The following is a 13152-nucleotide window of genomic DNA, read 5'->3' on the forward strand; positions in this document are numbered from 1 at the left end:
AGGACGGCGCGATGAATTTCGACCTGACCGACGACCAGGAAATGATGCGCGACATGTTCGCGCGCTTCCTCGACGAGAACAGTTCCACCGCGCGGGTCCGCGCTGCCGCTCCGTCGGGTTTTGATGCCGCGCTGTGGAAGGGACTGGCCGAGCAAGGCGCGCTGTCGATCCGCGTTCCCGAAGCCTCGGGCGGGCTCGGGTTGGGATTGATCGACGCCGCCGTCTTGATGGAGGAGGCCGGTCGCACGCTCGCCTCCGGGCCGGTCGCCGAGGCGCTCGTCGCCGCACGCCTGCTGGCCTTGCTGGGCGGCCACGCTGGCTTGCTCGACCGCGCGATGACCGGTGAGAGCGTCGTAACGATCGCCTTCCACGATATCGCCGAGCAGCCGCGCCAGTGGATTGCCGGCGGCCTGATCGCGGAAGGCGTGATCGCACGAAACGGCAGCGACGTGGTGCTCGTCACCGTGGCGGATGTCGCGCGGGTGGCGGAGGAGAACCTCGCCGACACGCCCCTCGCCGAGCTCGATCTGGCGGCGCAGCCACAGGTTGTCCTCGCCTCGGGCGACGCTGCGCTGGCGACGTTCGCCGCCGCGATCGAGGAGTGGAAGCTGCTGGTTTCCGCGGCACTTGCCGGGCTCGGGCGCGAGGCGCTCAAGCTAGCCGCGGCGTATGCCAGCGAGCGGAAACAGTTCGGCCAGTTCATCGGCCAGTTTCAGGCGATCTCGCACCCGCTCGCCGATCTGATCTGCGAAGTGGACGGCGGCAAGTTCCTCGTCTGGAAGGCGATCCGCGACATCGCCAACGGCACGCCGACCGCCGGGGCCGCGATCTCCGTGGCGGCGTGGTGGAACGCCGAAGCCGCCGCGCGCGCCACTGCTCAGGCGCTCCACACCTTCGGCGGCTACGGACTGACCACCGAATACGACATCTTCCTGTTCAACCTGCGCGCCAAGGCGTGGCCGCTCGTGCTCGGCGATCCGCAGCGGCTGCTCGACGAAGCCGGTCGCCGCCTTTATGCGGGCGAGACGACCGCGCTGCCCGACGCCGGCGAAAGCCCGATCGACTTCGATCTCGGCGACGACGCCAACGCGATCGCGCAGGAGATCCACACCTTCTTCGCCGCCAATGTCACGCCGGAAATGCGCGACAGGTTTCACTACAGCTGGGAAGGCTACAATCCGGAACTCAACCGCAAGCTCGCCGCCGAGAACCTGCTGTATCTCGGGCTGCCGAAGGACGTCGGCGGGCGCGGCCTGTCGCCTTATGCAAAGATCGCGGCGATGGATGCGTTCGAGTTCGAGGGGTATAACAATCCCGCGGCGGGCGTATCGCAGATGGTCGCTCTAATTATCCACCGGTTCGGCTCGGACGACCTCAAGCAAGACGTGCTACCGCAAATCATGTCGGGCGAAGTGATCTGCAGCCTGGGCTATTCGGAGCCCGGCGCAGGGTCCGACGTGTTCGCCGCGCAGTGTCGCGCGACGCCGGACGGGAATGGCTGGCGGATCGACGGGACCAAGATGTTCACCAGCGGCGCCAACCTCGCCAGCTACGTCCTGATGCTCGCGCGTACGAATACTGAGGTCGCCAAGCACAAGGGGCTGACGATGTTCATCGTGCCGCTGAAGACCAATGGCGAACAGACCGAGGGCGTGACGGTGCAGCCGGTCCATACGTTCCAGGACGAGCGGACCAACATCACCTTCTACGACAACGTGAAGATCCCCGACAGCTGGCGGCTTGGCGACGTCGACGGCGGCGTGAAGACGATGAGCGCCAGCCTCGAACTCGAGCACGGCGGCGGGTTCGCCAAGTATCAGCGCGCGATGCTGCATGCGGGCGAGCAGCTGTGTCGCGATATCACGAAGCAGGGCAAGCCGCTGATCGACGATCCGGCGGCGCAGGCCCGGCTCGCGCGAACCGTCGCCAATCTGTGGGTCTCCGAACTGCTGACGTTCCGTGCGACCTGGGTGATCGCCGAGAAGAAGACCAACCTCGCATACGGCCCGATGGCGAAGATGTTCTCGTCGGAGAAATTCCTCACCGACGCGCGCGACCTGCTCGACCTGACCGCGCCGCTGTCGCTGTCGAAGCGCAAGGGAGCGGCGGCCGAGATCAACATGTTCTATCGCCATGCGCAGGGCTCGACGATCTATGGCGGCACCAGCGAAGTGCACCGCTCGATGATCGCCGAGCGCGGCCTCGGCCTGCCGCGCACCCGCGCTTGAGGATCGTCACATGACCGATACCCCCGTTTCAGCGCCGCACCTGCTAACCGAAGACCAGGACGGGATCCTGATCGCGACGCTCAATCGCCCCGACAAGTTGAACGCGCTGTCGGGCGAAACGATGGCGCTGTTCGAGACGGCGCTGCACCGGTTTCGCGATACGCCCGCGCTGAAGGTCATGCTGGTCCGCGCGAACGGCCGGTTCTTCAGCGCGGGCGCGGATCTGCGTGGCGGATCCTCGCGACCGCGGCCGACGACCGCGTCGGAGATCCGCGAGAACCACCGGCTCGGGCTCCACGGCATGCACCGGATCTACGATGAGATGGAGCATGTCGAGAAGCCGATCGTCTGCGCCATCCACGCCGATTGCGTCGGTGGCGGGCTGGAACTCGCGCTGTCCTGCGATTTCCGGCTGGCCGCGAAATCCGCGTCGTTCGCGTTCCCCGAAGGGCTGTTCGGAGTACTCCCGGCGTCCAACGGCGTGAGCAGGCTGACGCGGATCTGCGGCGCGCACTGGGCGCGGTGGCTGATCATGGGCAGCCAGAAGGCCGACGCAGATCGCGCGCTGATCATGGGACTGGTCCACGACGTAGTGCCCGACGACGGCTTCGAGGACGCGGCGCTGGCGTTCTGCCGCCACCTTACCAAGTCGAGCGGCGAACAGATGGGCGCGGCGAAGATCGCGATCGAGATGGCGAGCGAACTCGGGCCTGAAATGGGGCGGCACGTCGAGCGGATGGCGAACAGCGCTCTGATGCTCAATCCGGCGTATCTGGAGGGGATCGAGCGGTATATTTCGAAGCTGGGGGCGAAGGAGTAACGGCTTGGGGCCGACCGCCGCCCCACGCTGGTAACTATCGTCTGCGCTGCATAACGATGTTTCCCGCGAAGGCGGGGACCCAGACTGAGCTCCCACCTTCGCGGGAGAACAAGATGCGGTGGGCCGGCGTCTCGTTTTCCCCGCTCTCCCCCACGCCCACGTCATCCCAGCGAAAGCTGGGATATCCACGTTGAAAAGCGCGGCGCCAGCCAATCGGAAGACCCCAGCTTTCGCTGGGGTGACGGACTTGGCCTAGTTGACCGTCGTCATAATCGATTAGGGCGTTGAAGTGCTGACCGTCATCATGGTCGATCAGCCCGTCGGCCCCGCTCGAAACTCGCGTATCCCCAATTCCAGCAACCGCGATTCCGCGCGCAGGAAATTCCGCACGTTCGGCGAGAACGCACCCGGCAACACCGTCGGCAGGATCCGATCGGTGGCGATCGTTACGACGCGTTCGATGCCGGTGTACAGCACCGTCGCCATGCCCGACGCCGGCGTGCCGGGAACGCCCGGTTCCTGGTCCATCTGCGAGATCAGCAACCCGATCACCGGTTGGGCCGCATGGACGCGGTGGACCATCATCCGCTCGTCCCGCTGGTCCGCCATGCTGTTGCGCAGATGCAGGATCATCGAATTGCGATGCCAGAAGCCGTGGAGCGCGGTGACGAATTCCAGGCAATGCGCGTTCAGGGTCTCGTCCGGCCAGCGCTCGCGCAGGTGGCGCAGATAGGTGTCCTCGGCATCGGCGGTCAGCGGCTCTAGCACGGCCAGCAGCAACTCGGTCAGGTCGGTGAAATACACGTACAATGACGTCATCCCGAGCGACGCCTGCCGCGCGACCGCGCTCAGCGAGATCGGCGTCTCGACCGATCCGGCCAGCAGTTCGTTGGTCGCCGCCAGGATGCGCGCGCGCGTGTCGCGTCCCTTGGGGCCCAGCCGCTGGCCGTTGAGATTATGGCTCAGCGCTTTGGGTGCGGCGGATGCGCGTCGGGTCTTGGTCGTTTCGACTGGGTGAACACCGTCCACGCTCGCATCCCTCTAGCCCTGTAGCGACCTCAAGCGGCCCGCCACGCGATCAACTTGGTTTCGAGAAATTCCTCGATTCCCTCAAGTCCCCATTCGCGGCCCATACCACTCGCCTTGTAACCGCCAAACGGTATATCGCCGGCGATGCTCATTCCGCCGTTGACGCTCATCGTGCCGGTACGGACGCGCTTGGCGATCTTCATGGCGCGATCGAGATCGCCCGACGACACCCCGCCGCCGAGGCCGTAATCGCTGTCGTTGGCGATCCGGATCGCATCCTCGTCGTCCTCGAACGGGATCACCACGAGAACAGGTCCGAAGATCTCCTCCTGCGCGATCCGCATGTCGTTGGTGACGTCGACGAAGCAGGTCGGTTCGATGAAATAGCCCCCCCCCTTGTCGGGGCGCATCTTGCCGCCTGCGATCATCGTGGCGCCTTCCTGTTGGCCGAGCTCGATGTACGACATCACCCGCTCCATCTGCCGCTTAGATACGACAGGCCCCATGATGTGCTTGGGCTCGTCGAACACGCCCCAATTGTCGCCGAACCCGGCATAGGCCTTGGTCAGGATCGCCTTGACCTCTTCGTAGCGGCTCTTCGGCACGAGCAGCCGCGACTGGACCGCGCAGCCCTGCCCCGCATGAAACACCAGTATCGTCTGGGCGACGTCCATCGCGAAGTTCGGCGCGTCGTCGAGCACGATCTTGGCCGACTTGCCGCCGAGTTCGAGGAACACGCGCTTCAGCGTGTCCGCGCCCTGCTGCATGATCCGCTTGCCGACGCCGGTGGAGCCGGTGAACGAGATCAGGTCGACGCGCTTGTCCTTGACCAGCATTTCACCCGCCAGTGCCGGATCGCTGCCGAACACGACGTTCAGCACGCCCTTGGGGAAGCCCGCCTCGATCGCAAGTTCGCCGAAGATCGCGCCCATGCCCGGCGTATCGGGCGCGGGCTTCAGGATCACCGTGCAGCCGGCGAGCAATGCCGCAACGACCTTGCCGACATTGACGTACAACGGGACGTTCCACGGGGTGATCGCGGCGACCACGCCGATCGGCTCATACACCGCCTTGCGCAGCGTCTCGAACCCGTAGGACGTGCGGCCACCGTAATCACGCTCCCACGTCACCTTCGGGAAGGCCGCGAGGTAATCGTCCCAACCCTCCATCGCCATGTCGACATGCGCGCGACCGACCGCGCCCCAGGCCGCACCCGCTTCGTGGCGCGCCAGGTCCGACAGGCGTTCCTTATTCACCGCGAACAGGTCGCGCAGCCTGGTGACGAGCTTCACGCGAAGATCGATGTTGGTGGCCCAGTCGGTATCGTCGAAGGCGCGTCGCGCCGCGGCGATCGCCGCCTCGACATCAGCCGCCGATGCATCCGCCGCCTTGCCGACGGGCTCGCCTGTCCACGGGCTGATGACGGCGAAGGTCTTGCCGCCCCCGGCATTGCGGAGTTCGCCGTCGATGAAGAGCTTGGCGTCGGGAAGAGTCGTCATGACCAGGGTCTTTCTATCGAAAACAGTGAGATCAGCGTCGGCTGCCGCTCAACGTGACGAGCCCGACGTGAAGGTCGACGGGCATGTCGAGCACCGCGCGAAACGCGTCGGTCACCGAATTGTAGTGTGAGATCGGCCGCTCGCGCAGGTTGATGCCGATCTTGGCGTTCTCCTGCGCGAACTTGACCGCGACCTCCATCGGCCAGCCGCTGCCGGTCTTGGTCTCGTCCATCATCATCCCGGCGCGAACGACGGTGACGCGAACGCCCTCCGCCTCGAGCTCGCGACCCCACATGTGCGAGACGAGTTCGAGCCCGGTCTTGGCGCCCGCGTACATCCACAGCATGGGCATCTGCAGCGCGACCGATTCGCTCGTGACGTTGATGATATGCCCGCCACCGCGCAGCAACGGCAGCGCGGCGCGCGCGCAGAACACGGGGCCTGCGAGATTGATCGCGATCTGGTTGAGGATCTGGTCGTCGCGCGCATCGGCCAGCGTGAACGGCTCATAGACGCCGGCGTTGTTGATCAGCACGTCGATCTTAGGATGGCTTTCAGCGATCGTAGCAAAGACGCTGCGCACCGCGTCCGGGTCCGCCACGTCGCACTGGATCGCGACGTGCGGCGCACCGATCTCGTCTGCCACCGCCTGCACCTTCGACAGCGTGCGGCCGAGCAGGATGACGGTCTCGCCATCGGCAGCGAAACGCCGGGCCAGAGCGCGGCCGAGACCAGCGCCCGCCCCCGTGATCACGATCGTCTTTGGCACGTATCCGCTCCCTCATGCTTTGACGTTAAGTGCCCCGCGCGCGCCGCATGCGGCAAGGGCCGACCGTATCGTGCGCGCGATGGTTGGCACGCTCAGCCCGCAGGCCGCACGAAGTCGGCCGGATAGACTGCCAGATCGCCGTCGTAGGCGACCCCGCCGGGCCAGAACGTGCTACCGCTGACCTTGAGGAAGTAATGCACCGTCCGCGCGAACGAGCCAGCGGAGGAACGCGGCGCCATCGCGATGCCACTGGGCGAAGCGCCGCGGGCGCGCGCGCTGAAATCCTTCACGGTGAACAGCAGGTCGTCGGTCTGGAGCGCACACAGGACGAGGTCGCTGCCGGGGCAATAGCGGACTGGCTCGACCTGGATCGCCGACAGGCGGCCGCGCTTCATCGCCACCTTGCCGGGCACACGCGTCACTTCCGGGCCGTGCACGTCGGTGTACCATTGCTGATACTCCGCCTCGCGACCCGCGACGAAATTGGCGAGGATGATGCTGACGCCCGACAACGGCTGGTCGGGTTGGTGGTTCGGGCTCGAGACCCAGTCCGAGTACATCGCGTAGCTGTGGATGCGTTCGCTCTCGTCGGCGTCGTCGATCAGCCCCGCATCGCGCGCCTCGGCGAGCAGCGGCGCGAGCGCCGGCAGGTCGATCGCCGGCGTCGGATAGTCGAAATCATAGACGCTGATGAACCGCCACGGCTGCGGAATGTCGGGCATGACCTGTTCTGGCGTCACCTCGTACCGATCGGCCGCCACGAACCCGCGCAGCCGTTGCAGCGCATCGCGGTGTGGACCGTCGAACCATGCGGCATACTCTTCCTCACGTCCCGCGGGCACGTTGTGAAGGTGGATCGTCGTGTACAGGCTCATCCCCGGTCCTTCGCTTTGCGCGTTCCGCATGGTCTAGGCGACCCCGCGTCAAAGCCATATCGCCAGTGCGATTTGACCGGCCGGATGGCGTGGCACAGTCTGACGCCATCCATCCGGGAGACCTCCGATCGCCGCCGCCACCCCCTCCGCCGCCAAGCCGCGCTTCGCGCTCTTCCGCGCTGCCGACGCTCGCGATTTCGAGGAAAGCGGCATCATGTCGCAGGGCATGCCAACTGAGATCGAGATGACCGGCGCGGTCGCCGCGATCGACGCCGGAATGCTGGAGGGCACGACGGTCAAGCTACTGTTCGAGATGCCCGGCCTCAGCCTCACGCACGCTTGGTTCAAGAGTGGCTTCCCCCTGCCCCGGCACACCCACGACGTCGATTGCCTCTATTATATCGTCGCCGGTTCTCTTCGCGTCGGCACCGAGACGCTTGCGAAGGGCGACGGCTTCTTCGTCGGCGCCGGGGTGCCGTATCATTACGTGCCCGGGGACGACGGCGTGGAAGTGCTGGAGTTCCGCGGCTCGAACAGTTTCGACATCAAGCTGCTCGCCGATAACCCGGCGTTTTGGACCAAGGCGGTTGGCACGGTGAACGGCAACCGCGAACGCTGGGCTAGCGAGTTGCCGCCGTCCGCAATTGGATAGGATCGATCACCGTACCTGGATTACCGACACCATAGGACCTCCCCGGCGGAGGACCGAAGTTGGACTTCCGAAGCGGAGGTCGCAACGCGTAGCTCTCCCCGGCGGAGGCCGGGGCCCAGTTGGAAAGGTCGCGGTAACTTTGCGCTATCCGTCATCAAAGCCGTCCCTCAACTGGGCCCCGGCCTTCGCCGGGGAGATGCACGTCGGGGGAGGTGTATCTAACGCACGCGTACAGTCGCTCGAGGCTATTGTCGTCGGTTAGATGCAAGTGCGCCCAGTCCGCCGAACGCAGTTGCTCGGCGATTATCTCTCTGCCACCAGCTAGTTTCGTTTCCCCGCGAAGGCGGGAACCCAGATTGGGCCCCCGCCTTTCGCAGGAGTCAAGCAACAGGCGTGATGTGTTGAGACGACAGCGTACATATCCACCCGCTCGCGACCCAACCCAACGGAGACGCCCCTACTCCGCTACCTGCATATCCACGAACAACCGCGTCAGTCGCGACTCCGAAATCCGCCACGCGCCATCGATCCGCGCGTAACGCTCGTGATAATGCCCCGCAGCGTTAAGTATGCGCCCGTTGGGCCAGGTCAGTCGATCCTGCATCGCCCAGATCGCCGACGCGCCGTCGCCGTCGATCTCGATCTCCGGCGAGTGGACGTGATGGACCGTCACGGCGGGCTCAAGCGACGATCGGATATACGCCACCGCCGCGTTGCGCCCGTCCAGCCGCGGTCCGCCCGACGCAGTCGCGTCGATCACCGCGTCTGCGGCGAACAGCGCGGCGAATCCCGTCCAGTCCTTCGTATCGAGCAGCCGGCAATAGCGCGCCTTTACATTCGCGATCGCGTGCCAGTCGGCGAAGATAGGCGCCGTCAAAACCGGAAGCCGCGCATCTGGTTGCCGCCGTCGCACAGGATCGTCTGGTTGTTGACGAAGCTGCCTTCGTCCGACGCCAGGAACACGCCGAGGTTGGCGATATCCTCGGCGGTTCCCTGTCGCTTGACCGACTGCATGCTCTTCAGCCGCTCCCATGTATCGTCCGCGACACCGCCGCGTGCGGCTTCGGTCTGCATCAGACCCGGAGCGATCCCGACGCAGCGTATGTCGTTCGCGCCGAACTGCATCGCCATCGCGTTCGTGAAGACGTTGAGTGCCGCCTTCGTGATCCCGTAGGCGGTCGCCGGCGTGTAGCTCGCCATCGAAGACTTGTTGATGATCAATCCCTTCGCCTTGGCGAGCGCAGGACGCAGCGCCTCGGCGAGCAACACGGGCCCAAGCGTATTCACGGCAAAGAACTGCTGCCACTTCGCCATGCCGAGGCCGAAGAACCCACGCTGGATCTCGCCCGCGTGCATTCCTGCATTGTTGATCAGCACGTCGAGACTGTCATGCAGCGCCAGCACCTCGGCGGCGAAGGTGAGGATATCCTCTTCTACACCAAGATCGACACGGTGGACCGAAGCGGTGCTCCCCGCCTGCTCGACCAGCGTCTTGCTCACCCCGAGCCCGTCCAGCTTCAGATCTGCCAGCACCAGATGCGCGCCCTCGCGCGCGAAAGCCTCGGCATAGGCGCGGCCGAGACCACCGGCCGAGCCCGTCACCAGCACCGTCTTGCCCGAGAATTTGCCCATCATCGTCGCTTCCTCATGCCGGCCGCTTGGGGAGTTCGACCTCGGCCTTCGCGGTCGCCAGAATCGCGCCGGTCTGGTTCTGCATCTTAGCCTCGATCTGCACCATGTGGCGGCCGTCGGCGTCGACGAAGACGTCGGTCACGGTCGCGGTCTGGATCGTGATATCGCCGGTCAGCGCCGGGCTGCGGTAGTTGCAGGCGCTATGCCGCACCATGCCCCACTCCCCCGCCCAGCCGGCGAGATAGTCAGTGATCCACGCGCCCATCGACGCGCCATAGCCATAGCCACGCGGCATGCCGATGAAGCGTGCCCAGCGCGGGAACAGATGGCCGCGCGACGGGCCGATATAGGCACCGTCGGTGTTCTCGGGATTGATCGCTTCCTCGGTCGGATCCTGCTCGGGCCCCGCCATCGGCCCGGTGAAGCCTAACTCGGCCATGTTCAGGTCGGTACGACGGTGCATGCTGCCCCATTGCGTGAACGAGTAGCTGCGCCATTCGGTGGTGAAGCTGACGATCGAATGCGGACCGAACACGCGTTCGGGCAGGACGTCGCCTACGTTCACCGTATCCCAATAGCGCGCGCTGTGGCCGAGGTCGTGGAGCATCTGGATCCAGGCGAACTTGCGTGTCTCCAGCGCCTCGAGTTCCTCGTCGCCCCAGACCGGATCGTTCTGATTGTCCGTCGGGGTGTTCGCCTGCCCCGCCGACTGGCTGTAGCGGATCGAGGTTGAGCGCTGCTTGGCGATCAGGTCGCCGTGCTGGTTATAATAGAAATTGTCGCCGCGCTGGAAACAGGTCGGGCCGCCGAACTTGGTCTCCTTGACGGTGTAGTCGAACGGGATGCGCTCGTTCCACACCCGGTCGCCGGCGACGATGCGCGGGCCGTAGAACCACCATTCGTCGCCGCCGAACAGCATGTGCGAATTGGGAATGAGACCGATGCACGACGGTGCCGAGCCGTGCCCGTCGTCCATCGTCACAGGGAAGGATTGCGGCGCGATCAACTGTCCGAAGCGGCTCTGCATGCCGTACATCGCATCGTAGTGCAGCCGGTTCGGGTAATGCATCGCCTGGACCCAGCGGCGGATATCGTTGTTCGCGAACGGATCGATCATCCGCGCCGGCTGCATCGGCTTGCCCAGATATGTGTCGATATCGGACGTGTCGAGAATGGTGCTCATGGCCTGCTCCTGGAGGATCCGTGGATCGATCGTTGCGCCTGTTGTCCGGCGGCAAGGGCAAAAGGCAAGGCGACCGCGCCACTCATCGCGGGAGCGTTCCGCAGGCATCGCGGGAGAGTTCCGCGAGCATCGCAGGAGCGTTCCGTTGGCGTTGCGGACGTAATTTGAGGGAACTGAGAACGCTCGGGGAGAGGACACACGTCAACCCACCCCGTCATCCCCGCGGAGGCGGGGACCCAGATGCTTTGACGGTCGCGGTCACGTGGAGTGGCCTGCCAGTATGGGTTCCCGCCTGCGTGGGAAGGACGGTCTCATGTTTGAATGGGACAACTATCCTCTCGGTCACACGCCGACTATCCTCCCGGCCTCAAGCCGGCCGCGTGAACTCGATCCGGGTGATCCGCCAACCATCGTCGCCAAGCCTGAAAACATCGGAATAGCGCCCGAGCACGGTCGAAATCTCGCCCGTTTCACGTCGCTCCGACTGCGCCGTCACGACCCATTCGCCGGTCGCGTGATCGCCGTCGACCTCGATGCGCGGCGAGTGGAGCATGTGGATCATCCACACGCTGCCGCCCGCTATCGCGTCGCACAGGAAGTCGGTGATCGCGGCGGGGCCGTGCAGCAGTCCGTACCCATAGTCGCCAACGAAATCCGCGGCGAAAACGTCTGCGAACATCGCTTGCGCTACCACCACGTCCGCGGCCGCGGTATCGGCGGCATGGCAGTAACGCGCCTTCAGATTGGCGACCGCGAGCGCCTGCGCGGCGGCGTCGCTCACGCCAGCCGTTTGACGACCAGCGCCTTGAGATCCGCCGTCTTGATCTTCGCGCTGCCGGTCAGTTCCAGTTCGTCCTCGCCGAAGAACAGCACACGGCGCGGCACCTTGTAGCTGGCGAGGCTTTCCTTGGCGAAGCGACGGACGCCTTCCTCGTCGAGCGTCGCGCCGACATGCGAGACGATGCACGTCACGACGAGCTCGCCCAGCGTGTCGTGCGGCACGCCCACGGTCTGCGTCACCTTCACCCCGGGGATCGCCTTCAGCACGGTATCGATCTCGATCGGCGAGACATTGGCGCCGCCCGTCTTGATGATGTCGTTGAGCCGCCCTTCCCAGTGCAGCCGGCCTTCCGCGTCGAAATACCCACCATCGCCGGTGTGAAAGAACCCCTCGTCGTCCAGCGTTTCGTCGAGAGGCACGCCGACATAGCCAAGCATCATCGTCGCGCCCTTGACTGCCAGTTCGCCGCGCTCGCCAAACGGCACGACTACACCGGTCAGCGGATCGACGACCTTGAACACGTTCCCCGCCAGCGGATAGCCGTGCCCCACGCCCGCCTTCGCCTCGGGCGTACCCGAATCGTAGATCGCACTGATCGTGAAGGTCTCGGTATTACCGTACGCCGACCACGGCTCCTGCCAGTCGGTGTCGATCGTCGGGTGCTTCGCGAGCGCGACGTTGACGTAATGCAGGCTCGACAGGTCGACGTCGGCCCAGTTCCCGGCGCCTTCCAACTGGGCATATTGGTGCGGCCAGGCGAACGCCATCGTGGCCTTCTCGCGCTCCATCAGCGTCAGCGCCTCCTCAGGCTGGAACGTCGCCTGCAGGATCAGGCTGCCGCCGCTCGACAGCGCGCCGCCGATCGCCATCGCGAAATTACCCGACCAGAAGAACCCGTTGGCCGACCAGGCGCGCGCATCCGGCCCGGCCTGGAGAAAGCGTTTCCAGCGCCATAGCTGCAACGTCGGGCCACGGTGTGCGCTGAGAATGCCCTTCGGCTTGGCCGTCGATCCCGACGAGAAGAACAGCACGCCCGGATCGGCCGGGGTAATTGTCGCAGCCGTCGCGTCGACCAGCGCCTGCGTCACGTCTTTACCCCGCGCGAGAAACGCATCCCAATCCTCGACCACGCCGCCGGCACCGCCACCAATCGACACGATATGGCGCAGGAACGGAAACCGCAGCGACGCCAGCGTGCCCGGCGTTGCCGTCGTTATCGCGGGTTCGAGTGCGGCGATCGTCCCGACGAAATCCTTCTTCAGCACCGTGCGTTCGAGCAGCAGCACCGAACACGCCGAGATCTGCAGCAGATGCTCCACTTCGGCCTGCGTTGAGAACGTACTGAGCGTCGCCGCCACCCCGCCCGCCAATGCCGTGCCGAACACCGCGGCCAGGAACTCGGGCCGATTGGTCATCAACACGCCGACCCGCGTCCCCTTGCCGACCCCGCACGCCACGAGCGCGCGGGCGACGCCGTTCGCGCGCTCCCAAAGATCGTCATACGTCCAGCGGATCGCTACCTCGACGCCGTCCGGCCCGGTCTCGTGCAACACCAGTGCCTCGTTCGGGCCGTACAGCCCGGTGACGTCGCGCAACCATCCGCCGAGCGTCAGCGCGCCGATGCCGAGCTCGTCCGCGAGGGGCGGTCCGGCGACGATCGAGGGGAGCGTTTCAGTCATGATCT

The 13152-nt window shown here is 65.4% G+C and carries 12 protein-coding genes; 3 read left to right on the top strand and 9 right to left on the bottom strand.

The genetic code is table 11. The features are described 5' to 3' along the window. Positions 1-11: 11 nt before the first annotated feature. Complete coding sequence (locus SJY41_RS09030) at positions 12-2228, top strand: acyl-CoA dehydrogenase family protein (RefSeq protein ID WP_380780981.1); 2217 nt, start codon at positions 12-14, stop codon at positions 2226-2228. A gap of 10 nt (positions 2229-2238) precedes the next feature. After that, positions 2239-3048: an enoyl-CoA hydratase/isomerase family protein gene (locus SJY41_RS09035; RefSeq protein ID WP_380780984.1), complete on the top strand. Its 810-nt coding sequence runs from the start codon at positions 2239-2241 to the stop codon at positions 3046-3048. A gap of 312 nt (positions 3049-3360) precedes the next feature. On the opposite strand, the gene SJY41_RS09040 is transcribed toward SJY41_RS09035, so the two are convergent. The 4 genes from SJY41_RS09040 to SJY41_RS09055 form a co-directional block, all read right to left on the bottom strand. Then, positions 3361-4077, bottom strand: coding sequence for a TetR/AcrR family transcriptional regulator (locus tag SJY41_RS09040; protein WP_380780985.1), 717 nt, complete (start codon positions 4075-4077; stop codon positions 3361-3363). A 29-nt stretch (positions 4078-4106) separates the two neighbouring features. Beyond that, entirely contained in the window at positions 4107-5576 is a 1470-nt protein-coding gene (locus SJY41_RS09045; RefSeq protein ID WP_380780987.1) for an aldehyde dehydrogenase family protein, read from the bottom strand. A gap of 31 nt (positions 5577-5607) precedes the next feature. Next, positions 5608-6345, bottom strand: coding sequence for an SDR family oxidoreductase (locus SJY41_RS09050; protein ID WP_380780989.1), 738 nt, complete (start codon positions 6343-6345; stop codon positions 5608-5610). Positions 6346-6437: 92 nt separating this feature from the next. Then, positions 6438-7220 carry a hypothetical protein gene (locus tag SJY41_RS09055; protein WP_380780991.1) on the bottom strand — a complete coding sequence of 261 codons (783 nt, stop codon included), beginning with the start codon at positions 7218-7220 and terminating at the stop codon, positions 6438-6440. A 226-nt stretch (positions 7221-7446) separates the two neighbouring features. Here SJY41_RS09055 and SJY41_RS09060 point away from each other — a divergent pair, with 226 nt between their 5' ends. Then, positions 7447-7872, top strand: coding sequence for a cupin domain-containing protein (locus SJY41_RS09060; protein WP_380780993.1), 426 nt, complete (start codon positions 7447-7449; stop codon positions 7870-7872). A 457-nt stretch (positions 7873-8329) separates the two neighbouring features. Here SJY41_RS09060 and SJY41_RS09065 read toward each other — a convergent pair whose 3' ends face one another. From SJY41_RS09065 to SJY41_RS09085, 5 genes are all read right to left on the bottom strand, one after another. After that, positions 8330-8749: a nuclear transport factor 2 family protein gene (locus SJY41_RS09065; RefSeq protein ID WP_380780995.1), complete on the bottom strand. Its 420-nt coding sequence runs from the start codon at positions 8747-8749 to the stop codon at positions 8330-8332. Next, positions 8746-9507: an SDR family NAD(P)-dependent oxidoreductase gene (locus SJY41_RS09070; protein WP_380780998.1), complete on the bottom strand. Its 762-nt coding sequence runs from the start codon at positions 9505-9507 to the stop codon at positions 8746-8748. The genes SJY41_RS09065 and SJY41_RS09070 overlap by 4 nt, the downstream gene beginning before the upstream one ends. 10 nt (positions 9508-9517) lie before the next feature. Then, a complete protein-coding gene (locus SJY41_RS09075; protein ID WP_380781001.1) occupies positions 9518-10687 on the bottom strand; it encodes a MaoC family dehydratase N-terminal domain-containing protein in 1170 nt (389 codons plus the stop codon). Between the two features lie 367 nt (positions 10688-11054). Next, a complete protein-coding gene (locus SJY41_RS09080; RefSeq protein WP_380781003.1) occupies positions 11055-11468 on the bottom strand; it encodes a nuclear transport factor 2 family protein in 414 nt (137 codons plus the stop codon). Then, on the bottom strand, positions 11465-13147 hold the full coding sequence (locus tag SJY41_RS09085; RefSeq protein ID WP_380781005.1) for a class I adenylate-forming enzyme family protein: 1683 nt from the start codon (positions 13145-13147) through the stop codon (positions 11465-11467). The genes SJY41_RS09080 and SJY41_RS09085 overlap by 4 nt, the downstream gene beginning before the upstream one ends. Positions 13148-13152 lie beyond the last annotated feature (5 nt).

Source organism: Sphingomonas sp. R86520 (genome assembly GCF_042466285.1).
Lineage (GTDB): Bacteria > Pseudomonadota > Alphaproteobacteria > Sphingomonadales > Sphingomonadaceae > Sphingomonas.

Excerpts from the sequence above, each read along its gene's own strand:
- SJY41_RS09030 (WP_380780981.1), top strand. The coding sequence starts at position 12 with ATGAATTTCGACCTGACCGACGACCAGGAAATGATGCGCGACATGTTC.
- SJY41_RS09035 (WP_380780984.1), top strand. The coding sequence starts at position 2,239 with ATGACCGATACCCCCGTTTCAGCGCCGCACCTGCTAACCGAAGACCAG.
- SJY41_RS09045 (WP_380780987.1), bottom strand. The coding sequence starts at position 5,576 with ATGACGACTCTTCCCGACGCCAAGCTCTTCATCGACGGCGAACTCCGC.
- SJY41_RS09055 (WP_380780991.1), bottom strand. The coding sequence starts at position 7,220 with ATGAGCCTGTACACGACGATCCACCTTCACAACGTGCCCGCGGGACGT.
- SJY41_RS09060 (WP_380780993.1), top strand. The coding sequence starts at position 7,447 with ATGCCAACTGAGATCGAGATGACCGGCGCGGTCGCCGCGATCGACGCC.
- SJY41_RS09070 (WP_380780998.1), bottom strand. The coding sequence starts at position 9,507 with ATGATGGGCAAATTCTCGGGCAAGACGGTGCTGGTGACGGGCTCGGCC.
- SJY41_RS09075 (WP_380781001.1), bottom strand. The coding sequence starts at position 10,687 with ATGAGCACCATTCTCGACACGTCCGATATCGACACATATCTGGGCAAG.
- SJY41_RS09085 (WP_380781005.1), bottom strand. The coding sequence starts at position 13,147 with ATGACTGAAACGCTCCCCTCGATCGTCGCCGGACCGCCCCTCGCGGAC.